Here is a 23483-nt window from a genome sequence, read left to right as displayed (position 1 = left end):
TTTATTTTTTGGTGGCAATAAAGCAGACAGAAACTCTTTTGTGGTTTTGGGTATAGAAAATGAGAGAGATATTTGCAGCTAATAAAGAAATAATATAAAATATAAAATTTTTTACAGTAGAAACTTTTTCGGGCAGAACACCCGAAAAAGTTTTAACAAGAATACGTGGTTGAAAAATCAAAGGCTGTCGGTCTTGCTTCGTCGGGCCACACCTGTCTTTTAAACATATAGTGCTGATATTCGGTGATAAACTCTTTACTGAATGCCGGTTGAAGGAAATCATTATCAGCAATAAGATCTTCAAGTGCTTCTCTGAGGGTATGAGGCATTTGAGGGATCTTTTTCTCTCTTATCTCATCAAGAGTAAGCTCAAAGAGATCTTCATCCATTGGCCCAATTGGAATATATTTATTTTTGATGCCATCAATCCCGGCCATCATCAATGCAGCAAATGCAAGATAAGGGCATGCAGAGGAATCCGGGAATCTTGTTTCAATTCTTGTAGCCATTTCATTGGCACCATAAGGAATACGACATGCAGCAGATCTGTTTTGGCTAGAATAAGTCAAAATAGAAGGTGCTTCAAATCCCGGAATCAATCTTCTGTAAGAATTTGAACTTGGGTTTGTAATGGCTGCAACCGCTTTGGCATGTTTAAAAATACCGCCAAGATAGTGAAGCGCTGTTTGGCTTAGATTGGCATATTCTCCCTCTTTGTAGAAAAGATTTTTCCCGTCTTTCCAGATAGATTGATGAACGTGCATCCCGCTTCCGTTATCACCATAAAGCGGTTTCGGCATAAACGTTGCTGTCTTCCCGTTGAGATGTGCTACCATCTTGACAACATATTTGTACTTTTGTACATTATCCGCAGCTTCAATCATGGTTCCAAATTTAATGCCGATTTCACCTTGTCCTTGCGCCACTTCGTGGTGACCAAGCATAACGTCCAGTCCTACCTCTTCAAGGATATGCATCATCTCTGCTCTTAGATCAACCATGGTATCGATCGGCATGACTGGAAAATATCCGCCTTTAGTGCCTGCTCTATGTCCCATGTTCCCTGTTTCGCTGTATTTGGTTGAAGCATTCCAGCTTCCTTCTTCGGTATCTACTCTATAGCCAGCTTCGTTGATACCGTTCCATATACGCACGTCATCAAATATAAAAAATTCATTTTCAGGGCCAAAATAAGCAACATCGCCAATATTGGCAGCAGCAAGATATTCTAGGGATTTTTTGGCAATGGAACGAGGGCATTTTGCATAGAGCTCATTTTTATAAATGTCGTACACATCGCAAATTACAATAACCGTACTGTCTGCGGTAAAGGGATCAAGAAAGGCTGTTTCAATATCCGGTTTTAAAAGCATATCTGATTTGTTGATCGGCTGCCAAGCATCGATAGAGCTGCCATCAAAAGGCAGACCGGATTGGAGCATATTGTCATTTACGGCATGTTTTCTATAGGTGATATGGTGCCAAGTTCCTTTGATGTCTGTAAATCTAAAATCTACAAATTCTACTTCATTTTCTTCGCAGAATGTATTGAATTCTGCAATATTGTTCACAAATTTACCCATAACGGATGTTCCTCCAAATTAATTTTATCATTATATTATAGCCACTCTACAATAAGATAATGTAAAATAATTGCCCAAAAAATAATCAATTTGCTTTTTCAAAAAAAGATAATGTAAAATAATTGCCTAAAAAATAATCGATTTTTTATCTCGTTGAGAAAAAGTGATAGCTTTGGTGTAGCCCACTTCTTTTGCCAGGGCCACAGCCTTTTCGTATCCAAAGCCTATCTGCCCGACAGTATGCGCATCTGAAGCGAATGTAATGGGAATATCAAGCGAATAAGCCTCCTCCAAAAGAGTGCGCGAGGGATAGATCTCTCCGATAGGTTTACGCAATCCCGCCGTATTGAGCTCGATCACCATGCCGGAAGCTTTGATCGCTTTTAGTGCATTTTTTGCGAGCATTCTTGTATCTTTTTTGGGCATAAATTTAAACACTTTTATAAGATCCAGATGCCCAACAATGTCAAACTTACCGCTCTTTGCCATCATTTCAGTGGCATCAAAATAAGCCTGCCATATCTCATCAATATCGCGGTCTTGGTATCCACGTATAAATTCAGGATTATCAAACCCCCACTTGTCCAAAAAGTGTACCGAACCTATCAAATAATCTACATCGGCATCCAGTACGCGTTTATCCATATACCCAGGAAGATAATCCACTTCATACCCCAAAAGAATGCTGATGTCATTTTTGTAACGTTCTCTTGCGGCCATTACATCATTGGCATATGCTTCCATTTCATTAAAACCCAATCGATATTTTTCATCAAAATTCATAGGCGCATGTTCTGTAAATCCATAGATATCTATACCAAGTTCGATGGCTTTCTGGATGAATTCATCAATCGTTCCTTCGGCATGATTGCAACGAACAGTGTGATTGTGCAGATCTATTTTCATTTTTTGTTTCAACCTATTTGGTTTTTAAATAATTTTAACATAAAATCTATGTTTTACCACTAATAGGGTAAAATAAAAGCCAAATACATCTCACGTAAAATGAGAATAGGATTATTATGACAAATCAAAACAAAGTAGAACTTTTGGCTCCCGCAGGAAATCTGGAGAAGATGAAAATCGCTTTGAATTATGGTGCAGATGCTGTGTATGGCGGCACAAGCACTTTTTCACTGCGTATCCGCTCCGGAAAAGAGTTCGATATAGATTCTTTTGCCGAGGGCATAGCCTATGCGCACGAAAGAAAAAAAAAGGTGTATGTAACCATTAATAGTTTTCCGTTCAATTCTCAAGTCAAACTTTATGAAAATCACATTGCAAAGATGGCAGAATTAAACCCGGATGCCTTGATTGTTTCGAGCCCTGGCGTTGTAAGGATGGCAAGCAAAATCGCTCCTAAGATTCCGATTCATCTCTCAACGCAAGCGAACGTGATGAATGCACTTGATGCGCAAGTGTATTATGATATGGGAGTTAAAAGGATTATTGCTGCACGCGAGATCAGTCTTAGAGATTGTGAAGCGATCAAATCAGTCATACCCGAACTTGAGATAGAGATTTTTGTGCACGGATCAATGTGCTTTGCCTATAGCGGACGCTGTCTTATCTCGGCATTGCAAAAAGGCAGAGTGCCCAACCGGGGTTCCTGTGCCAATGATTGCCGTTTTCCCTATGAAATTTATGCGTATAATCCTGAAACAAATACTACTTTTAGGCTTGAAGAAGAGACTGGAGTGGGTACCTATATTATGAATGCTAAAGATATGAATATGGCATCGCATATAGACGAAATCCTCTCTTCTGGAGTGATAGACTCATTGAAAATTGAGGGCCGTACAAAATCCCCCTATTATGCAGCAGTAGTGACAAAAGCCTACAGGCATGCAATCGATGATTTCTATGCTAATGATTTTAATGCAAAACGTTATCAGGAGGAGTTAAATACGACACAAAACAGAGGTTTTACCGATGCATATCTTATCTCCCGTCCGTTTGAAAAAGACGATACGCAATCACTTGGTTTTACGATTCAAAACGGCACACATCAGGTAGCCGCACTTGTAGGTGAAGATGGAAAAACCTGGCGATGCAAAGACAAGACCTGCGTAGGGGATACAGTGGAGATTGTTTTGCCCGTGGGTGCAACACTCCAAGAGAGTGATAATGAATATGGAAAAATAGAACAAAAAGAGGGGCGATATTGGCTTACATTCAAGAAACTCATCTCGCTTAAGGGAAAAGAGTTTGAATGTATCCATAGTGGTGATTTGAATGATATTATTTTGCCGACAACATTGCCGGGCTATACGATATTAAGACGCGGTATTGATGAGGCGCTTGTCAAAAAAGGACTTATGGAAGCGGAAGAGAGCCGATGCGGGGATTGAAACCCTGAGGCATCTGCCGAAGCTTCAGTGAGAGGAATTGAAGAGGGGCTCCGCCCATCTTCAAGGAGATTTATTTTGGAAACCCTGAGGCATCTGCCGAAGCTTCAGTGAGAGGAATTGAAGAGGGGCTCCGCCCATCTTCAAGGAGATTTATTTTAATAAAAAAGGAAGATTATGAAATTTGTATCGATTGTTATTGGAAGTAAAAGTGACTATGAAGTGATGAAAGAGTGCGGTATAACACTTGAAAAGTTCGGCGTACCTTACGAACTTATTATCTCCTCTGCGCACAGAAGTCCGGAGAGAACCAAAAACTATGTCAAAGAAGCCGAGAGCAAAGGGGCCCAAGTTTTTATAGCGGCAGCAGGAATGGCGGCACATTTGGCGGGGGCATTGGCTGCGTCTACAATCAAACCGGTGCTTGGCGTTCCTATGGCAAGCGGTGAGCTTAGGGGGGAAGATGCGTTGCTCAGTACAGTGATGATGCCAGGAGGCATGCCTGTGGGAACCGTGGCTATCGGTAAGGCAGGTGCGGTCAACGCGGCTTATCTTGCTATTCAGATCATGGCGCTCAATGATGATGAACTTCGTGTAAAGCTGCAAGAAGATAGAATTAGCAAAGCAAAAAAAGTAGAACTTGACTCTGTCGAGATAGAAGTAAAACTTTAAGATTTTAAAAGAGATTAGGAATATAGATGAACAAAGATGCAATTACCTTTAGCGAACTACTTCTCAAATTGCAACAATTTTGGGCACAACAAGGATGCAATATCGTTCAGCCTTACGACATTCCTGCCGGGGCGGGAACTTTTCATCCCGCAACACTTCTGCGCAGTTTAGATAATAAGCCTTGGAGTACAGCTTATGTCGCACCGAGCAGAAGACCCACAGATGGTCGTTATGGAGAGAATCCAAACAGATTAGGCGCCTATTATCAGTTTCAAGTTTTAATCAAACCGAGTCCGGACAATATTCAGGAGCTTTATTTAAAATCATTAGAATATCTGGGGCTTGATCTTACTCAGCATGATATTCGTTTTGTTGAAGACAACTGGGAATCTCCAACCCTTGGCGCATGGGGGCTTGGATGGGAAGTATGGCTTGATGGAATGGAAGTAACCCAGTTTACCTATTTTCAGCAAGTAGGAGGTATCTCTTGTGATCCTGTGGCCGTAGAGATCACTTACGGAACAGAACGTTTGGCGATGTATCTCCAGGGGGTTGAATCGGTCTTTGATATCGTATGGAACCAAAACAAAGATCAGGTTACTACCTATGCAGATGTACATAAAGAGAGTGAATATGAATTTTCAAAATATCATTTTGAAGTAGCAACAGTAGAAAAACTTTTAGCACATTTCGAAGATGCAAGTGCAGAGTGCAGACTCTGTCTTGAAAAGGGATTGCCGCTTGCGGCTTATGATCAATGCATGATGGCCTCACATGCATTTAATATACTTGATGCCAGAAAAGCCATCTCTCAAGCACAGCGACAAAATTATATTTTAAAAGTACGAGAGCTTGCCATCGGATGTGCCCAGCTGTATAAGGCGCAAGAAGAAGAGCGCGGTAAAAGAGTAAAAAGTTAGCAAATTAAAAATCAATAATTGTGATATGCGATAATATGCAGCACTTTTTTGATAAAGTGAGATAGGTATGAAATTACAGGAAATATATGATTTTCTCAACAAAATAAGTCCTTTTGACCTTCAAGAAAAGTGGGACAATTCAGGATTGATTGTGGGGAGTGCGGTTCGTGAAATATCTCAAATCGTAGTTGCATTAGATTTGGACGAATCGATGATAGAGCAAGCACCCAAAGAAGTACTTTTTATAGTGCATCATCCTCTAATATTTGCTAAACTGTCTCAACTTGATTTTGCCAGATACCCTGCAAATCTGCTTGAAAAACTGATTCTTAAAAAACAATCGCTCATAGCAATGCATACTAATTTTGATCAAACGCATCTCAATAGATACGTTTTTGAAAAAATTTTGGGCTTCAGTGTTATGGAGCAAAATCCATTTGTTTGTATTGCAAAAGGAGAATGGAGTTACCAGACGCTTTTGGCGCTTCTCAAAAAGAAATTATCTTTACCTGCGCTTAAAGTGGTGGGTAAAAAAGAGATTATTAATTCTGTTGCACTTACGACCGGAGCGGGGGCTTCTTTGATGGATACAGTTGAGGCAGATTGTTTTCTTACCGGAGATATTAAGTATCATGATGCCATGAAAGCACTAAGCGAAAATTTGATGATGGTGGATATAGGGCATTACGAAAGCGAACAGTTTTTTGCGGAGATTTTAGCCCAAGAGTTGAAAAATTTACCTCTTTTGGTTATAATTTCGCATTCTAAAAATCCATTTCATATTGAATCAATATAAAGATATGGCTAAATCCCCTAAACTCCAAAAGGACCAAGAGTGAATAAACGTTTAAGAGAGCTCATTGAGCTTGCAAAGAATGATAGAACAATCGATAGTTATAGACCCGAACTTGAGGCTGCAGATAAAAAAATCGCCAAAGCAAAAATAAAAATCGATACAGTACAAAGTGAAGCGGATGCACTCATAAAGGCTATTGCAAACAATGAAGAAAAAATAAGAACGTTTGAAGAACAGCTTAAACTGCTCAATAACCAACTTGTTTTAAATAGTAAGAAAGCCAAAGAGATTTCTACAGAAAAAGAGATGAAAGCACTTTCTTTAGAAGAGGATATTGCTAAAGAAAAGATGACGTTTGCCAATGAGGAGATCGAAAGACTCCAAAAGATTAATGAAACCAAAAAAATACTTCTTGACGAAGTAAACGAGAAGGTAAAACAACTTGCACATGAGTTTCAGGCTGTTGCTGAAATGGTAAGTGTGGAGAAGTCCGAAATAGAACAAAGCAAAGCAGAACTTTTTGAAAAAAGAGAAATATTGATTAGAAATATTGAACAAAAAGTGCTTTCATTTTATGAAAAGATTCGTATCTGGGCAGGAAACACAGCAGTTGTTCCTGTTAAAAAACAGGCATGTTACGGGTGCCATATGAAACTTAACGATAAAACTTACTCTGAGGTGATCAGGGGTGACGAGATTGTTAACTGCCCCCATTGCGGACGGATTCTCTATATCGAGCGCGAGACAGAAAAAGCCTAAATGATCGGTTATGGAGAGACTTTTTCTTCTTCTCTATAGCGTGACGGTTGGTATTTTTTATAGTATGGCATTGCCTTTTTTGGCATTGTTTTCTCTTAAGGCAAAGTACAAAGATGCTATTCCTGCAAGATTTTTTTTGTGGAACAATAGACCTTTAAAAAAAGCAGGAATCTGGTTTCACGTTTGCAGTTTTGGTGAAGCCAAAGCCATTGCGCCGATTGTTGAAATGTTTCCCAATGAGATGTTGCGTATGACTGCAACTACGCACACAGGGTTCGAAGCAGTAAGCAGCTATACATCTCAAAGCAGGTATCTGCCTTTTGAGCCTTTGCTTTTTTGGTGGGCTAAACCCCAAAAAGCGTTAGTTGTTATGGAGGCAGAATTTTGGTATCTGCTTTTTGCTCTTGCAAAAAAAAGAGGTGCCAAAACCTTGCTGATCAATGCGCGTATGAGTGAACGCTCTTTTCCAAAATATTTGAAAATGGCTTGGTTTTACAGGCACATCTTTAAGCAGATCGATGAAATCTATGCACAGAGTCAAACAGATAAAGAACGTTTGGAATTATTGGGCGCAAAAAATATTAAAGTTACGGGCAATATTAAGCTTGCTAAGCTTCCTTTGCCTACGGCATGGCTCAAGAAACCTTCATCGATGGTTGTGTGTGCAGCGAGCATCCACGAAGGTGAAGAGATCTTGGTCTTTGAGGCTTATTTGGCATTAAAAAAAGAAGAGCCGGATGCTGTACTTATTTTGGCGCCGCGTCATCCGGAACGTTTTGAAAAAGTGACGAGAATGGCGGAAGTCTTTGCGCAAGAACAGCAATTTATCTGTCAGAGATATTCGCAAAATAGAGTGATGCAAAGTGATATTATAGTTTTAGACACCTTGGGCGAACTGGTGAATATATATGCAATTAGCGACATCGTTATTTTGGGAGGAGCATTTGAGCCTTTGGGCGGACACAATGCAGCCGAAGCAGCGCAGTTTGGCTGCAAAATAATCTCAGGCAAATATTATTTCAATCAAAAAGATATTTTTGATGCTATAGAAGGGATTGCCGTGGTAGAAGCTTCAGCTCTTTCAAAAAAAGTACTTCAGCATACGCATTTAAAACCCACAAAGATCAAATCCAAAACAGATTTGACACCTATTTTGGAAAGCCTGAATAATGTTTTATCAAATTAAGGAAGGCAAGGTAGGTTTATCTATCAAGGCGCAGCCTGCCGCAAGCAAAAATGAGTTTTGCGAGATGTATGGAAATGATGCCATTAAGATTCGCATCAAAGCACCTGCGGTAGAGGGTGCGGCAAACAAAGAGTTAATAAGATTTCTCTCAAAAAGTTTTAAAGTGTCAAAAAGTGATATACTTTTTAAAACAGGGCAAAACAGTAAAGTAAAAATAGTGGAATTCCCGCTTACAAAAGAATTTGAAGATTGGATAGAAAAAAATGGCTACAGACAAAGCATATAAAGTATTGGCAAAACAAGAAGAGATTTCAAATAATCAGGCAAAAGAACTTATTGACAGAGGTTTGGTTTTTGCAGGAGATAAAAAAGTAAAAATAGCCCGTGCAGAGATAAGCGACGATACGCATTTTCGGATAGAATATCCGTCAGATATTGAAATTATTTATCAAGATGATAATATTGTTGCGGTGAATAAGCCCGCACAAATAGACAGTTATGATATTCAAGATGCAATAGAAGGTGCAGAACTTTTGCATCGGTTAGACAGAGACACAAGCGGAGTTTTGCTTCTTGGAAGAAACAAAACATTTATTGAAGATGCCATCAAAGAATTTAAGGCCAGACGAGTTCAAAAACAGTATATAGCATGGGTTGAAGGGGTACTGTATGAAGCGATGGAGATAGATGCCCCGCTACTAACGATCAAGAAAGGCAAAGCTTTTTCAAAAATCGATCACCTTAGAGGCAAAAAGGCATATACTAAAGTTACTCCCGAAGAGATCCAGGGAAAAAAAAGCAAAGTACGCATTGAAATCACAACAGGAAGAACCCATCAAATACGTGTTCATCTTGCCAGCGTAGGACATCCTATCGTTGGAGACGAGCAGTATGGAAGCCGAACCCAAAGCAAACATATGCTGTTGCACTCTTCAAAGATAAAAATATTTGATTATGAGTTTGAGGCCCCAGAACCAAAAAGTATCGCGCGATATAAGTAAATCTTGGATAAAATCACGTCACTTGTTTAGCGGGCATTAGAGGGCACAGACTCTTTGGAGATGGTTTATACTATGTTCTGTTTTAATGCCAGTCAATGCAAAAGTGGTGCGGATCGGCCGCTTTTTGATAATTTATAATAGAGGGAAGATATGTTTGATACATTAACCGATAGTTTTAAAAATGCCATTGGAAAAATTCGTTTTCATGATGATGACAAGGCGTTAAAAAAAGCAACAGCAGAACTTAAAAAATCATTGCTAAAAGCCGATGTGCATCACAAGGTAGTCAAGGAACTGATTGCTGCTGTTGAGCTGGATACAAAGAAAAACGGCATCGGTAAAGAACAATTTTTAAAGGCACTTCAAGCAGAGCTTACCCGTTTGCTTACCATACAAGGCGCTCCCAAAGGTTTTACTTTCGCATCTAATCCTCCTACGGTCGTGCTCATGATAGGCTTACAGGGATCCGGCAAAACGACAACCACCGGAAAACTTGCCTATTTTCTTAAAGAGCAAAAAAAGAAAAAAGTACTTGTGGTTGCAGCAGACCTTCAGAGGCTTGCAGCAGTTGAACAGCTTAGGCAGATTGTATCGCAGATAGGCGTGGATCTTGTGGCCGACGAGACGATGACGCCAGTTCAGATCGTTAAAGAAGGGCTTCAAAAAGCCAAAAAAGAACTTTATGATGTTGTTCTTATAGATACGGCAGGACGTTTGGCAATAGATGATGAGCTGATGAGTGAGCTTAAAGAGGTCAAAGAGATAGCCGACCCTGATGAGCTTTTTTATGTAGCCGATGCTATGACCGGACAGGACGCGGTTAGAACAGCCCAAACCTTTAAAGAGAAAATTGGCATTTCGGGTGTTGTTTTAAGTAAGTTTGATGGGGACTCCAAAGGAGGAATAGCTCTTGGACTGACAGAGCAGGTGGGAGTGCCTCTTCGATTTATAGGTGCAGGCGAAAAAATGCCCGATCTTGAACAGTTTATTCCTGAAAGAATAGTCAGCCGTTTGATGGGCGCGGGAGATGTCGAATCTCTTGCAGAAAAGGCTGCTGCAGCGATCGATCCAAAAGAAGCCAAAAAGTTTTCGCAAAAAATTAAAAAAGGACAATTTAACTTTAATGATTTTTTAGCCCAAATGGAGCAGATGAAAAAGCTAGGCAGCATGAAATCTATTATGGGCATGATTCCCGGCATGGGTAATTTAGCAAAGCAGATAGGCGATATGGATCTGGAAAATTCAGATGAGATTAAGACCATCAAAGCAATGATTTCATCAATGACGCTAAAAGAGAGAGAAGATCCGGATCTGTTAAACAACATGAGAAAAAGACGTATCGCAGCGGGTGCAGGACTTGATCAGATGCAGGTTAACCGAGTGCTAAAACAGTTTAAAAATGCAGCTATTATGGCAAAAAAACTTTCCGGAAAGGGCGGAATGAAACAAATGCAAGATTTGATGAAACAAATGCAAGGCGGCGGATTTCCCGGAATGAGACGCTAGAATCAGAGAGGATCAAAAAAGAGGCAGAACTTAATAAAAATTTTATATATTTTATGCTATAATTCCGTTCCCAAGAGTGCTGGGTAAGAGTATTGATGAGTGCTTTAGTCATTAAAAGCAGTTGTCAGTACTATTTGATAGGGATGCAGAAATAAACAAGGTTTGTTTCTGCCATGCTAGCGCCGGTTTTCCTCTGCAGGAAGCTGACGTAACAGTTGCTCTTACAAGAGTTGAAGAAAAATGAGAATATAAAGGATACAAATATGACAATGATAAGAATGACAAGAATGGGTAGAAAAAAGAAGCCATTTTACAGAATTGTAGTAACAGACAGCAGAAAAAGAAGAGACAGTGGCTGGATTGAGGCGATAGGACATTATAATCCGATAAGCGTTAACAAGGATCTTACTCTTGATCAAGAGAGATTGAACTATTGGTTAAGTGTCGGTGCACAAATGAGCCCAACAGTCAAAAGATTGGCTGGAAAATAATCATTTTATGGTCACCGCATTTCTAGCCGCTTATGCTAAGCTTTTGGTAAACAATCCTGAAGATATCTCTGTCGAGATTACTTCGGTGGATGAGGGCTTTGATGAGATCACAATCTTTGCCAACAGTGAAGATGTTGGCAAATTGATCGGCAAAGAGGGGCGCATGATCAATGCTATTAAAACAGTCATCTCCGGCTGTAAAGCAAAAGGCGGTAAGAATTACCGCGTTAATGTCAAATCTGTAAAGTAAATATGGCTATCGAACCGTTTTTCATCGCACAAGTGGGGAGAACCGTTGGGCTTTACGGTGATTTAAAGCTTCATCTTCATACAGACTTTCCGGAACAATTTAAAGTCGGACACACCTTTAAAAGCAGCCGCGGAGACCTCACAATATCAGATCTCAATCCCAACCGAGGAACAATACGTTTTGCAGGCTATGAGAGCGTGGAGAGCGCTAAAAAACTTACTAATGTAAAACTTTACGCCAGCGAAGAGGAGACCAAAGCATATTGTCATCTTGAAAAAGATGAGTATTTTTGGTTTGATGTTATAGGCTGTACAGTGAAAGAAAAAGAGATAATTTTGGGTACAGTTGATGACATTCAGCGGATGCTGGATTTGGATTATCTTGTGATAAAAACGGATCAGTCTTTAGTAGAAGCAGGAATGGCAAAAGAGTTTTTACTTCCTTATATTTCAAGATATATAGTAAAAACGGATATAGAAACAAAAACGGTATTGACGCAGGATGCTAAAGATATTCTAGAAGCAAGCTAAGGTACTATTTTGCATTTTAGTTTTGTTACACTCTTTCCCGCTCTTATCGAAGGATATTTCTCCGAAAGTATTTTATCCCGTGCAGCAGCGTCCGGAAAAATAAGTATTGACTTTTATGATCCGAGAGCTTTTTCCCAAGATAAACACAAAAGAGTAGATGCTCCCATGATAGGAGGAGGTGCGGGTATGCTCATGACACCCCAACCGTTAATGGACACTCTTGGACACATTAAAAAAAAATTCCCTGAAGCCTATGTAATATTCTTAACCCCCGTAGCTAAACCATTTAAGCAAAATGATGCAAAGCGTTTAGCCGACAAATCACATTTGGTTTTCGTGAGCGGTCGCTATGAGGGAATAGATGAGCGTGTGATTGAAGCGTATGCCGATGAGCTTTTTTCAATAGGGGATTTTATTCTAACAGGCGGAGAATTGGCAAGCATGGTAGTCTGTGATGCTGTGAGCAGGAATGTTGAAGGCGTGCTTGGAAACAGTGATTCCCTCATGATAGAAAGTTTTGAAGCAGCATTGCTGGAAGCCCCTTCTTTTACAAAACCTAAAATTTATGAAAACAATGCAGTAGTTTCAGAATTTTTAAAGGGTAATCATAGTAAAATCACGGACTTAAAAAGAGAGTTGGCTTTGTGTAAAACAAAGTATTTCCGACCCGACCTATACAAAAAAAAGGTATCACATGAGAAATAAATATATTGAAAGCTTTGAACAAGCGCAATTGGAAAACAAAAATATTCCTGATTTTAGAGCTGGTGACACATTGAGAGTGGCCGTTAGAATTAAAGAAGGCAATAAAGAAAGAGTTCAAAATTATGAGGGGCTTTGCATCGCTGTTAGAGGACAAGGCACAGGAAAAACATTCAATGTCAGAAAGATTGGTGCCAACTCTATTGGTGTTGAAAGAATTTTCCCGCTTTATACTGAGAGTATCGAAAGTATTGAGGTTCTAAGAAGAGGTAGAGTAAGAAGAGCAAAATTATTCTATCTTAGAGATCTTAAAGGTAAAGCTGCAAGAATTAAAGAACTAAGAAGAAAATAGTTTTTTCTTTTGTCTACCCGCATTACAGCTAAAAAATGCGGGTTCTTTCTTGTCTTTTTCTACTAATTTCTACATTTAAAAATTCTATTTTGATTAATACTCTACCAACTTTTTCAGCTTAAGGCTTTATGCTGTATCGGTGTAAAAAATCCTTTTTCAGAATAAAATATACTAAAGAGCTCCTTTGTTTTTTATCGCTTGCTCAGCTTCCCTATTGAGTGTTTTGGCTTTGAGGTCAGCTCGTTTGTCGTGAAGTTTTTTCCCTTTTGCAATGGCTATGCTTACTTTGGCAAGGTTGCGTTCATTAAAATAAAGCATTAACGGTACGATGGTAAGTCCGTCTTTATGCACTTTCATATAGAGCTTATTAAGTTCTTTTTTGCGCATCAGAAGTTTTCTGGGTTCTCTGGTGTCCGGACTAAAATGCTTATGCGTTGTTTCAAGATGAGCAATGTGTGCATTCATAAGATAAAGCTCACCCTTTATGAATCGACAAAAAGCATCAGAAAGATTGGCTCGTTTGGCGCGTAGCGCTTTTACTTCGCTTCCTTTTAAGACAATACCCGCTTCAAATTTTTCGAGTATTTCATAATCATGCCTCGCTTTTTTGTTTTGTGCAATAAGAGTAATAGCCAAAGATATACCTTTTTTGGAAGTATTATAACATAGATAGCAAGCAGCGTGTTTAGTAAAAAAATGCAAAAATAAAAATAAAGATTTTTATATCTTGATAGACCGGCTTGAAAAAAGCCGCGTCTGTAAAAGCAAAATAGATTTAATTTTTAATTTTGAAAAACGTGCTTCCGCTTCCGCTGAAGTACCATTCCTTTTTTGCTGCTTTTGCGAGCTCCGGATATACCATAAGAGCTGCCCCGTAGAGGTCATTTAAGATAGCAGGATCATGAATCTTTTCAAGAATTTCCCTGGAGGGGAGCTGATCCCAGCCTATAATGCTGCTTAGACGCACATTTGTTAAAAAATGCTCTTTAAATGTTTTATAAACAAGGGCTGTGTTGCATCCAATATGCGGAGTATAGAGTTCCAGCTTTAAAGGTTCTTCCGTGAAAGGCTCGACCACTTCTCCGAAGCCGGAAACATTGGCAGAGGGATAATTATAGATAAAAAAAGGAAGATCGGCACCTATGGTTGTTGAGATTTTTGCCAATTCTTCCGTGGAAATCAGCAGATTGCATACTTTTTTAACCAGCCGCATAAACGCCGCCGCATCGGAGCTTCCTCCCCCCAGGCCTGCCTGGCTTGGAATACGCTTGGTAACGACGACTTTATGCCGGTAAAAAAAGTTGAGGATGTCAAGATCGCCGGTATGGGCATTCAGCGCTTTATAGGCTTTATAAATGGTATTGGATTCCAAAGGGATATCATTGCAGCCTTCTAGTGTAAAGCTTTCGCATTCACAAGGCTCAAATGTAATGGTGTCGTAAAGGTCTTCTACACGCATAAAGCGTGAAAGCAGCGTGTGGTAGCCATCCTTGTGCCCGGTGATCTTCAAAAAGATATTGACTTTGGCATGGGCATTGATACTATACATGAGGGCTCTTAAATTTTTCTATGCGATTAAGTTTGTAGGTTATCTCTTGATTTTCAATCTTAATAACAGCAAAGAAGTTTTTTGTTTCAACAAGGTATTCTCCGTCTTGCTTGGTTTGAAAGTACTCTATTTGAAGTTTTTTCCCTAATTCAAGGTACGAATCATCCCCCGTATAGATATTTAAAGGAAGAATAAGGCAATCAAAGGGGTTGAGCGCTTTTTCTCCGTCAAATACAAATTTCCCTTCATGGATACGGTGCAAAGAGGAGAGTGTGCCGTCTACACCAAGTTCGTCTGCGAGAAGTGCGCCGAGGCTGCGTATATATGTGCCTTCGCTTACGGTAGCCTCAAAATGTACAAATGGATGGTTGTAATTGATGAGTTTAATATCATAAATAGTGGAGGTGATAGTGTTAAGTTCCACCTCTTTGCCTTCGCGCGCAAGTTCATAGGCACGTTTCCCTTCTATTTTTTTTGCGCAAAATACGGGCGGATAATAAGTAAGTTCACCCTTGAGGCTGTTTAGTGCTTCATTAATTTGTTCATTTTTAAAAGGGGCTATTTCTTGAATGCTATCGACTTTTTCAATATCTAAACTGGGAGAATTGGTCCCTAGCCATAAAGTTGCTTTGTAGCTTTTAGGGGTTTTGTTGAGATACTGAAAAAGTTTAGTGTATTGGCCTGTTGCTACGATAAGGCATCCTGTGGCAAAAGGATCCAGTGTGCCCGAAAAGCCGACTTTTTTGGTACCATATTTGCGTTTGACATATCCCATGTAGCTGTTGGAGCTGCGAAAGATGGGCTTGTTGACAACAAAAAGACGATTCATCTGCGAGTTACTAGACAAATTTTGTTCATCCTGCGTTCTTAAATAATTTGTACAAAAGAGCTTAGTATCTCTTTTTTGTTTCCGCCAAAATTAATAAGGAGCTTGTATTCTTTTCCTGATTTGTTGGCAGCCTGTACTCGCCCTATACCAAAAATTTTGTGTTTTACAAGATCTCCCTTTTTAAAAGCAGAAGCTTTGGTAATCTTAAGGCTTGCATCTTGAATAAGTCCTGCTTCACCCAAGAAGCGGCTTTTATTTATCATTTTACGACGGCCTTTATAGAAACGGCTATCCACATAGCACAGAGTAAGATTGGATTTGGCTCTGGTGATCGCTACATATCCCAGTCGTCGTTCTTCTTCCATGTTGCATCCTTCGCCAAGCAAAGGAAAAAACTCTTCCTCCAAACCTATAACAAAAAGATGCTCAAATTCAAGCCCCTTGGCCGCATGGATACTCATGATGGCAACAGTATCTTCTTCCAGCTGATCTTGGTCGCTTTGTAAAGTAATATCGTTAAGAAACTCATCGAGAGTAAGATCAGGATTCTTTACAACACAATCCCTAAAATAGCCGTAGAATTCATCCATGTTTAAAATACGGTCAAACCCATCTATCATGCCCGCATAATGATCTTTAAGTTTAATACGCTCCTCGAAAAGAGTAATAAAGTTTCCCGGCGCGGCAGCTATTTCTTCTTGAAGGGCGTGAATATCCTCCAGCAGCACACGCAAAGCATTTGCAACCTTTTTGCTCACAATGGCAGGAAGTTTTGTTTTAAGATTTTTTTGGATGAAAGCATAGAGTGAAAGTTTTTCTTCATGGGCGGCTTTTTGGAGTTTTTCTATGGAGGCTTTGCCTAGACCTCTTTTGGGTTTATTGATAATACGCAAGAGTGAAAAATCATCATGAGGATTTGCCAATACCCTAAAGCATGAGATAATATCCTTAATCTCAGCACGCTCATAAAATCGCATACCTCCTATGAGTTTAAATCCAAGCCCCTCTTTGCTGAAACCTTCTTCAAGGGAACGGGAAAGTGCATTGATCCGGTACAGTACAGCTATCTCTTCAGGATTGACCCCTTTGTCCAGGAGCGTATGAATTTCTTGCGCGATTGCTTTGGCCTCATGGGCTTCGTCCAGTGAATGAAGCAGTTTTACTTCAACTCCTTCTCCTTTATGGCTAAAAAGTTTTTTGCCCAATCGTGCTGAATTGTGCTCTATAAGAGCATTTGCAGCCCTTAGTATAGGTTCGGTAGAACGATAATTGGTTTCCAGCTTAACCGTTTTGGTCTCCTTGAAGTGGCTTGCAAAATCCAAAATATTGCGAATATTTGCTCCGCGCCATCCGTAGATGCTTTGGTCATCATCTCCTACGACACAAAGGTTTCCATGTTCGCTCACAAGATGCTCAAGAAGCCTAAATTGTAATTCATTGGTATCTTGATACTCGTCAACCATAATATAGCGATAACGCAAGCTGGTCTCTTTGCGAAGGTCTTCATTTTCGTCAAGTATTTTATAGGTAAGCATCAGCAGATCATCAAAATCTACAAGATTATTTTCTTCAATATTGGCCTGATAGCGCTCATAAATTGCAGCTACTTTTTTGTAGTCCGGAAGTTCTGCTTTTTCTGTTACAATTTGGGCATTCAAAAGAGAATTTTTGTATTTTGAAATTTCAGAGGCAACAAAAGAGAGATTGAGGTCAATTTTTAACTCTTTTGCAATAGAGCGGAGCAATCGTTTCTTGTCATCACTGTCAATAATAACAAAAGTATTGCTTCTTCCAAGTTTTTCGATATGAAATTTTAAAAAAAGTAAACCAAACTTATGAAATGTGCACAGCAATGGAGGATAAGATGTTTTGTTTTTTACCAGTTTCAATGCGCGCTCCCGCATTTCACTTGCGGCTTTATTGGTAAAAGTAAGCGTGAGCGTGTTGGCAGGATCAATACCTACCTCTCCGATCAAATAAGCAAGTCTTGCGGTGAGTGTCTTCGTTTTTCCGCTGCCGGCACCCGCAAGAATGAGCATTGCACCATCTATGTGTTCTGCTGCTTCACGCTGTGACGGATTGAGTTCATTTAAAATCTTTTCCATACGCTAACTTTGCTCCTCTGATTATATTTAATTATATCGTGAAAATTATTAAAGCCCACAAATAAATATATAAAATAATGTTTTGTTATGTAGTTATTTCAGTATAATTTGATATAATGATTTCAATAGTTTTAAATTTAATATAAAAATAAGGAAAAATGATGTTAAAAGATTTTGTAAAGATTGAAACTTTTTTAACAGTGGCAAGAGAGAGAAGTTTTTCTAAAGCATCTGCCAAATTGGGCATTTCCCAGCCTGCAGTGACACAACAAATCAAATTTATAGAGAAATATTTGGGAGTCAGGGTAATAGAGCGCAAAAAAAACGGCATTAAATTAACCAATGAAGGCGAAGAACTTTATAAAATAGCGACAAGGCTGGAAAAAGAGATCCATATCTCAGAGCAGGATATTCTTAAGATTATCAATAAAGAGATTACTTTTAAATTGGGGGCGTCTTATACCATAGGAACATACGTAATTCCCGGCGAGTGTCTCAACAGTATCGGAAAGATGATCAATAACGACATCCAATTGAGTGTAGATTTAAGCAAAAGCATTATAGAAAAACTTAAAGACAGAAAATTGGATGTAGGGCTTATTGAGTCACCTATTTTCGACAATGATCTTATCTATAGAGAGTGGCTGGAGGATGAATTGGTACTTGTAAGCAATGTACCTCTGCCAAAAATCGTTAAAACAGAAGATCTCTATGAGTATAGCTGGATTTGCCGTGAAGAGGGATCGCATACAAGACGCGTTATTACTGAAGTTTTTGAGGAACTTGGCGTATCTTGCAAAAATTTCAATGTATTAAGCGAAGTAAGCAATACCACTTCGGTACTTCAGGCAATCAAAAGAAGCAAAAAAGATGTGGATCATCCGGTTGTTTCGATTATCTCTAAATTTGCCATTGCCGACGATGTCGCATCCGGTGAGCTTTTTGAGGCAAGATTAAGAGGCTATACAATGAACCGTAATTTTTATATTGTTTACTCTAAAGAGAATAAACACAATGCCTATGTCGATCAAGTGGTTGATTTTATTATGGGCGGGCACTGCTAAGAGAGGCGCAGCTGCGCTTTTATCTCTTTTTTTTGAGAAGCTTTTGATTTTCCGGATTTTTAAGCAATGCTTCCATCGAGCTGCCTACTGAAGTGTTCTTCGGGTTTGCCTCTTCTTTGCTTGCAGGTTCTGCCAGATTGATCACGATGGGCGCGTCTCCTACAAAAACTTGTTTGATAGCAAGTAACGGAACGTGGACTTTTGAGCCGAAATTTTCACTTCCGAATCCTGCTTCAAAAGAGAAAAAATCTCCTTCTAATTGAGCACTTTCATACGCATATCCGCTGATGATAAAAAGTACTGTTTCATGAAATGTTTTTTTAATTTCAACGGGTAATGGGGGCGTAAAGGTGATGTATTTTGTTTCGCAAGCAAGTGCAAATGCTTGATCCTCGCCAAACAGGTAAGTGATAGTATTTCGAAGATGTTCAGATATAAGGTTGCGGTATGTTTTTGTCTGAAAAAGATTCATAATGCTGTACTCTTCCTTATGAAAAAATGTTTATATTTTTTATAACCTTAAATCCTATCATAGCATTCATTAAAGCTACATGTGTATAGCTGGGCAACATTTCTTTTGTGATTTCTTTCGGGTGCAAAAAACCTTGATCAAGCAGTCTGGTCATTGTGGTGCCCTGAAGCAAAGGGTTTAAGGGGGTGCACCATTTTTCCCTGTCGTAAAAAGCAATATTGGCTATGGTCGTATCGGTAAGAAAACCATTTTTTTCAATAATAACTTCATCCGCATCGGGATTTGTTTCCAGCAGAGCCAAAAGCGGGTCACGATTTGCATATTTATACGCATAGTCAAGATTTGAAGAGACGATCTTTAGTGTGCGTATCTCTTTGCTCGCATAAGGGATATATTCAATATTTTGTATTCTTTCGTCATAAAGAATTCGACATCGATAAAGGCCTTTTTCAGGTGCATTTATTGCATTTGATAGACGCAGAAGATTGTGTTCAATCCCGAAAAAATCCTTTCGTGTTTTTGCAAAACGTGCCTGATGACAGGAGAGATTAAAAATTTGTCCGTCTTCTATCTTGACGGTCTCTAAAAACAGCGGCTTAGGCATCAAAAAGTTCAGTAGAAAGATAGCGTTCTGCAGTGTCACAAAGTATAGTGACTATAGTCTTCCCTTTATTTTGGGGGCGACCGGCAAGAAGATTGGCAGCCACAAGGTTTGCTCCTGCTGAAATCCCTATAAGCAATCCTTCTTCCTGTGCCATTTTTTTAGACATGGCGAATGCATCTTCATTGCTTACGGCAATGACTTCATCGTAAATCTTAGTATTGAGAATTTCGGGTATAAAGCCTGCCCCGATCCCTTGTATTTTGTGTGGTCCTGCCGGTTCGCCTCTGAGCACCGATGAGGCTTTCGGCTCAACGGCTATAACCTGGAGCGCAGGAATTATCTCTTTAAGAACTTCTGAAGTGCCTGTGAGTGTGCCCCCTGTTCCGACTGCCGCCACAAAAATATCTACACTATTTTTGGTATCATGCAATATCTCAAGTGCAGTGGTTTTTCTATGGATGTCAGGATTGTTTGGATTGCTAAACTGTTGCAAGACCCTCGCATTGTTTAATTCTGTTTCCAATTGAGCGGCTTTGGCAATAGCGCCGCTCATTCCTTCGGAAGCAGGCGTGAGAACCAGTTTGGCGCCCAAATGCGCAAGCAGTTTTCGCCTTTCAATACTCATGGACTCAGGCATTGTGAGAATAAGCTTCATTTTTTTAGCAGCACAGATAGCGGCAAGCCCTATACCCGTATTGCCGCTGGTAGGTTCTATGATGATTGTTTCTTCGTTTATTTCTCCAGATTTGAGCGCTTCGTTGATCATATTAAAGGCAATCCTGTCTTTGACCGAAGAGGTAGGATTCATAAATTCACATTTTCCTAATATTGTTGCCCCGTTTATTTTTGAGAGAGAGTTGATTTTGACCAAGGGGGTGTTTCCGATAAGCTCTTCAATACTATTGGCGATCATGCATTTTCCTTTTTGTTGTAATTAGTTGAGCAACAGGTTGTCTTGTGTTGCAAAATTGTAAAAAGTCTTTAACGTGGTGCAAAAACCCCATTACTGTCCATCGTAGACTTCTTTAATAGAGTAAGCGATCTCTTCTCCTGCATACATTGGGACTACTCCGTTATAAAGTTGAGGAACCTTGAATGGTTTCTTTTCTAAAACGATCTTTTTAGGCAAGGGTGTGATGTTGTAGATTTTTTGTGCATTATCGCGAATAAATGCTTGAAGTTTTTCTTGTGATGCACCGTTTTTTTCAAAAAGTTCGGCAAGCACCTGAAGGGCAATAGGTGCAGTAAAAACACCTGCCGCACAACCGCAAGACTCTTTGGCGTGTTGAGGATGAGGTGCTGAATCTGAACCAAACATGACTTTGGGATGAGCGTTTAGGGCTACTCTGAGCAAAGCCTCTCTGTCTTCAGGGCGTTTAGCGATGGGTTTGCAGAAAAGATGAGGCTTAAGCATCCCTCCGGCGACATCATCAAGGGTAATCATCAAATGATGCACGGTAATGGTTGCATAAAGATTTTCAAATTTGTCGAGTGCTTCTACGCTTTTTTTGGTAGTGATATGTTCCATGATAATTTTAAGCTTTGGAAAAGCCGAGGCAAGTTTTTCATAAATGGCCACAAACTCTGCTTCTCTATCCATAACAAAACCGTTTGTCTCCCCGTGAACACATAAGGGGATATCAAGTTCACTCATTGCTTCCAGTGCGCCCCGCAGCTCTTCTATGTCAAAACCGCTTACTCCCCCTTCGGAGTTGGTTGTGATACCGGCAGGATAGAGCTTGATAGCTGTAATTTCATCGCGCACGCTCTCGAGAAAAGTTTTATCGTATGCGGATTTGAAAAAAAGTGTCATATAGGGGGTAAATGTTTCTTTTCCAATAGCTTTTAAAATGCGATTTTTATATGCAATGATCTCTTCTTTGCTGCTCACGGGCGGTACAAGATTAGGCATAATAAGTCCGCCTGAAAATGTATGCGCACTTGCTTGTGCGATGTTTTCGAGCATTTTTTCGTCTCTTAGGTGCAGATGCATATCGAGAGGAGAATGGAGTATGAGTGACATGTAAAATCCTTCTGTGCAATAGTAGGATCCGAGTATGCCACATATTTTGTTAAAAATGAGTAAAAGAGAGTCTAGACAGGATTTGGACGCGAGGAGAACTGTTTAACTACATAGTAATGTTGGTTATTTTTAGGCACAAGCCAATAGTGTATGTTGATTTTGTAAGTGTATGGAGCCGGCTTGAGTGGCACGGGTGTCTTGGGAGGGATAAAGCTGATAAGCGGATAGTCTATGCCTCCGGCAAAGAGCTGATTGCAGCGAAGTATACGCAATGTACTTGCCATGAGGGCCTTATGGGGAGTATTGAATTCAAATTGCCATTTGGCATATTCTGAACAGGTGGGATAGTAACGGCAATTTGCCGGCAGCATTTTTGAAATGTACTGATACCCCTTGATGGGGAGTATCCAGAATTTTGTACCGCTCTTCATAAGAATTCCTTATTGTATTGAGTCTTATTGTTTAGATCTTTGTCACTATGCCCTTTTTGACCATATAGGCATCAGACATATTTACGCTATGATAGATGGTGGTACCGTATTTTTTGCTGTAGTATTGTAACAAAATCTTTTGGAGTGCAGGTTCAACAGAAGGAACAAACCAGCCGTTGTTGCTTAGAACTATCATCTGTTTAGGATTTCCTTCATAGAGTTTTTCGCTGGTTGCTTCAAAACAAATGGCATTGCGATAGGTACTGTTTTGGATGGCATAATCGCTCATCTCTTTGCTTGCTTGATAATCCACCGCACCGTCATAGAAGACTTTATTGACCCAATTGCTTAAAAAATCAGGCAAAGGATTGCTTTCGCCAAAAGGCACCAGAAGCACTTTGTTGGCTACTTGTACTCCGTTTTTCGTAAAGATATAAGCAGAGTTGTGAGGCACTTTCCCGTTCCAGTAAAGCGCACCTGCGACGATGTTTATCTTCTGTGCTCTTTTTGTCAGCTCTTCAAGCAAATCGTGGGAATGATTTAGAAAAACAGGAAATACAGACTCGGGCAGTATGATAAGGGATTTTTTTGCATCAATCGCTTCATCTATCAATGTTAAAAAAGTTTTGAACTGCCCGAAGTGCAAGGTCTCTTTCCATTTGTCTTCTACGGGAACTCGTGTGGATACTATCTGTATGTCAGAAGGAATACTGTGAGGTATGTGATTGACGGACTGATAAGAAAAAAAGATCAATACTAAAAAGACAGGATGCCTTTTTAGTATTATAAAGCTCAAAGACAAAACAATGACGGCAAATTGCCATTTGTGAATCCCTAAATAACTATTGGTAAACATCAATTCTGGTTTTAGCCAGTCAAAACCGAAAGGATGAATATAGCTTAGTCCTAAAAGCCCCAATGTTTTGAAGGCCAAAGAAGAGACAGCATAATTCCAAGAGAGCAAAGCAGCGATTTTATTTGCAATAAAGGCTATAGACCAAAAGAGCAGACCGTAAATAAGCGAAACAATCAAAATACCAAAGGGAATTGCCCAAATCATACCATAGTGTTTGAAGCTAAGACTGATCCACCAAAACCAAAAGATTCCTATAAAAAATCCTGCCCAAAACCATACCTTTTGTTCTTCTTTGAGCAGAAAATACAGAGCTGCAACCCCGCATACGGTATTGAGCGCGGGAGATGAAATGCCCCACGCATCAAGGTAGATAAACAAAGATCCCAAAAAGGCTATGAAAAAGCCTCTTGTTAGCACAAAGGTGTTAAAATATTGGCTCATTTTAAAAAAATTA

Annotated in this window: 28 protein-coding genes; 15 read left to right on the top strand and 13 right to left on the bottom strand. The window is 39.7% G+C overall.

Features of this window, described 5'->3' with window-relative positions; translation table 11 throughout:
• Nucleotide 1: 1 nt before the first annotated feature.
• From CFH81_05550 to CFH81_05540, 3 genes are all read right to left on the bottom strand, one after another.
• Nucleotides 2-181: a hypothetical protein gene (locus tag CFH81_05550; GenBank protein ID DAB39696.1), complete on the bottom strand. Its 180-nt coding sequence runs from the start codon at nucleotides 179-181 to the stop codon at nucleotides 2-4.
• Nucleotides 153-1583, bottom strand: a complete 1431-nt coding sequence (gene glnA, locus CFH81_05545) for a type I glutamate--ammonia ligase (protein ID DAB39695.1) — start codon at nucleotides 1581-1583, stop codon at nucleotides 153-155. The genes CFH81_05550 and glnA overlap by 29 nt, the downstream gene beginning before the upstream one ends.
• Nucleotides 1584-1709: 126 nt before the next feature.
• The gene (locus CFH81_05540; GenBank protein ID DAB39694.1) at nucleotides 1710-2489 is read right to left on the bottom strand and encodes a histidinol phosphate phosphatase; all 780 of its coding nucleotides are present in this window, start codon (nucleotides 2487-2489) and stop codon (nucleotides 1710-1712) included.
• Between the two features lie 116 nt (nucleotides 2490-2605).
• Between CFH81_05540 and CFH81_05535 the strand changes: the two genes are divergently transcribed.
• From CFH81_05535 to rplS, 14 genes are all read left to right on the top strand, one after another.
• Nucleotides 2606-3934, top strand: coding sequence for a collagenase-like protease (locus tag CFH81_05535; GenBank protein DAB39693.1), 1329 nt, complete (start codon nucleotides 2606-2608; stop codon nucleotides 3932-3934).
• A gap of 174 nt (nucleotides 3935-4108) precedes the next feature.
• On the top strand, nucleotides 4109-4603 hold the full coding sequence (purE, locus tag CFH81_05530) for a 5-(carboxyamino)imidazole ribonucleotide mutase (GenBank protein ID DAB39692.1): 495 nt from the start codon (nucleotides 4109-4111) through the stop codon (nucleotides 4601-4603).
• 26 nt (nucleotides 4604-4629) lie between these two features.
• Nucleotides 4630-5523, top strand: a complete 894-nt coding sequence (glyQ, locus tag CFH81_05525) for a glycine--tRNA ligase subunit alpha (protein ID DAB39691.1) — start codon at nucleotides 4630-4632, stop codon at nucleotides 5521-5523.
• A gap of 67 nt (nucleotides 5524-5590) precedes the next feature.
• A complete protein-coding gene (locus CFH81_05520; protein ID DAB39690.1) occupies nucleotides 5591-6319 on the top strand; it encodes a Nif3-like dinuclear metal center hexameric protein in 729 nt (242 codons plus the stop codon).
• 39 nt (nucleotides 6320-6358) lie between these two features.
• Entirely contained in the window at nucleotides 6359-7078 is a 720-nt protein-coding gene (locus CFH81_05515; protein ID DAB39689.1) for a hypothetical protein, read from the top strand.
• Between the two features lie 10 nt (nucleotides 7079-7088).
• Nucleotides 7089-8264: a 3-deoxy-D-manno-octulosonic acid transferase gene (locus CFH81_05510; protein DAB39688.1), complete on the top strand. Its 1176-nt coding sequence runs from the start codon at nucleotides 7089-7091 to the stop codon at nucleotides 8262-8264.
• Nucleotides 8248-8550 (top strand): YggU family protein, encoded by a 303-nt coding sequence (locus CFH81_05505; GenBank protein DAB39687.1) that lies wholly within the window; start codon nucleotides 8248-8250, stop codon nucleotides 8548-8550. Before CFH81_05510 ends, CFH81_05505 begins: the two co-directional genes overlap by 17 nt.
• Entirely contained in the window at nucleotides 8528-9265 is a 738-nt protein-coding gene (locus CFH81_05500) for an RNA pseudouridine synthase (protein DAB39686.1), read from the top strand. The genes CFH81_05505 and CFH81_05500 overlap by 23 nt, the downstream gene beginning before the upstream one ends.
• A gap of 150 nt (nucleotides 9266-9415) precedes the next feature.
• The gene (locus tag CFH81_05495) at nucleotides 9416-10771 is read left to right on the top strand and encodes a signal recognition particle protein (GenBank protein ID DAB39685.1); all 1356 of its coding nucleotides are present in this window, start codon (nucleotides 9416-9418) and stop codon (nucleotides 10769-10771) included.
• A gap of 263 nt (nucleotides 10772-11034) precedes the next feature.
• Complete coding sequence (locus tag CFH81_05490; GenBank protein ID DAB39684.1) at nucleotides 11035-11262, top strand: 30S ribosomal protein S16; 228 nt, start codon at nucleotides 11035-11037, stop codon at nucleotides 11260-11262.
• Nucleotides 11263-11269: 7 nt separating this feature from the next.
• On the top strand, nucleotides 11270-11512 hold the full coding sequence (locus CFH81_05485; protein DAB39683.1) for an RNA-binding protein: 243 nt from the start codon (nucleotides 11270-11272) through the stop codon (nucleotides 11510-11512).
• Between the two features lie 2 nt (nucleotides 11513-11514).
• The gene (rimM, locus tag CFH81_05480) at nucleotides 11515-12042 is read left to right on the top strand and encodes a 16S rRNA processing protein RimM (GenBank protein ID DAB39682.1); all 528 of its coding nucleotides are present in this window, start codon (nucleotides 11515-11517) and stop codon (nucleotides 12040-12042) included.
• Nucleotides 12043-12051: 9 nt separating this feature from the next.
• Nucleotides 12052-12747 (top strand): tRNA (guanosine(37)-N1)-methyltransferase TrmD, encoded by a 696-nt coding sequence (locus CFH81_05475; GenBank protein DAB39681.1) that lies wholly within the window; start codon nucleotides 12052-12054, stop codon nucleotides 12745-12747.
• Nucleotides 12737-13096 carry a 50S ribosomal protein L19 gene (gene rplS / locus CFH81_05470; protein DAB39680.1) on the top strand — a complete coding sequence of 120 codons (360 nt, stop codon included), beginning with the start codon at nucleotides 12737-12739 and terminating at the stop codon, nucleotides 13094-13096. Before CFH81_05475 ends, rplS begins: the two co-directional genes overlap by 11 nt.
• A gap of 171 nt (nucleotides 13097-13267) precedes the next feature.
• Here the strand turns inward: rplS and CFH81_05465 are convergent, their stop codons facing one another.
• The 4 genes from CFH81_05465 to CFH81_05450 all read right to left on the bottom strand — a co-directional run bounded on the left by CFH81_05465 (nucleotide 13268) and on the right by CFH81_05450 (nucleotide 17579).
• Nucleotides 13268-13732: an SsrA-binding protein gene (locus CFH81_05465; GenBank protein ID DAB39679.1), complete on the bottom strand. Its 465-nt coding sequence runs from the start codon at nucleotides 13730-13732 to the stop codon at nucleotides 13268-13270.
• Between the two features lie 139 nt (nucleotides 13733-13871).
• The gene (locus CFH81_05460) at nucleotides 13872-14645 is read right to left on the bottom strand and encodes a 4-(cytidine 5'-diphospho)-2-C-methyl-D-erythritol kinase (GenBank protein DAB39678.1); all 774 of its coding nucleotides are present in this window, start codon (nucleotides 14643-14645) and stop codon (nucleotides 13872-13874) included.
• Nucleotides 14638-15474: a tRNA pseudouridine(55) synthase TruB gene (locus CFH81_05455; protein ID DAB39677.1), complete on the bottom strand. Its 837-nt coding sequence runs from the start codon at nucleotides 15472-15474 to the stop codon at nucleotides 14638-14640. Before CFH81_05455 ends, CFH81_05460 begins: the two co-directional genes overlap by 8 nt.
• A 38-nt stretch (nucleotides 15475-15512) precedes the next feature.
• On the bottom strand, nucleotides 15513-17579 hold the full coding sequence (locus tag CFH81_05450) for an ATP-dependent DNA helicase (protein ID DAB39676.1): 2067 nt from the start codon (nucleotides 17577-17579) through the stop codon (nucleotides 15513-15515).
• Between the two features lie 161 nt (nucleotides 17580-17740).
• Here CFH81_05450 and CFH81_05445 point away from each other — a divergent pair, with 161 nt between their 5' ends.
• Nucleotides 17741-18643 carry a LysR family transcriptional regulator gene (locus CFH81_05445; GenBank protein DAB39675.1) on the top strand — a complete coding sequence of 301 codons (903 nt, stop codon included), beginning with the start codon at nucleotides 17741-17743 and terminating at the stop codon, nucleotides 18641-18643.
• A gap of 19 nt (nucleotides 18644-18662) precedes the next feature.
• Here CFH81_05445 and CFH81_05440 read toward each other — a convergent pair whose 3' ends face one another.
• From CFH81_05440 to CFH81_05415, 6 genes are all read right to left on the bottom strand, one after another.
• Entirely contained in the window at nucleotides 18663-19115 is a 453-nt protein-coding gene (locus CFH81_05440; protein ID DAB39674.1) for a hypothetical protein, read from the bottom strand.
• Nucleotides 19116-19131: 16 nt separating this feature from the next.
• A complete protein-coding gene (locus CFH81_05435; protein ID DAB39673.1) occupies nucleotides 19132-19719 on the bottom strand; it encodes a hypothetical protein in 588 nt (195 codons plus the stop codon).
• Complete coding sequence (gene cysK, locus CFH81_05430; GenBank protein ID DAB39672.1) at nucleotides 19712-20632, bottom strand: cysteine synthase A; 921 nt, start codon at nucleotides 20630-20632, stop codon at nucleotides 19712-19714. The genes CFH81_05435 and cysK overlap by 8 nt, the downstream gene beginning before the upstream one ends.
• A gap of 90 nt (nucleotides 20633-20722) precedes the next feature.
• Nucleotides 20723-21742 carry a dihydroorotase gene (locus CFH81_05425; GenBank protein ID DAB39671.1) on the bottom strand — a complete coding sequence of 340 codons (1020 nt, stop codon included), beginning with the start codon at nucleotides 21740-21742 and terminating at the stop codon, nucleotides 20723-20725.
• A 71-nt stretch (nucleotides 21743-21813) separates the two neighbouring features.
• Entirely contained in the window at nucleotides 21814-22173 is a 360-nt protein-coding gene (yidD, locus tag CFH81_05420) for a membrane protein insertion efficiency factor YidD (protein DAB39670.1), read from the bottom strand.
• A gap of 31 nt (nucleotides 22174-22204) precedes the next feature.
• Nucleotides 22205-23470: an apolipoprotein N-acyltransferase gene (locus CFH81_05415; protein DAB40433.1), complete on the bottom strand. Its 1266-nt coding sequence runs from the start codon at nucleotides 23468-23470 to the stop codon at nucleotides 22205-22207.
• Between the last annotated feature and the right edge of the window lie 13 nt (nucleotides 23471-23483).

Origin of the sequence: Sulfurovum sp. UBA12169 (genome assembly GCA_002742845.1) — a bacterium.
Lineage (GTDB): Bacteria > Campylobacterota > Campylobacteria > Campylobacterales > Sulfurovaceae > Sulfurovum.
Note: the sequence above shows the minus strand (reverse complement) of the source record. Positions and strands in the feature narration are given on the sequence as shown.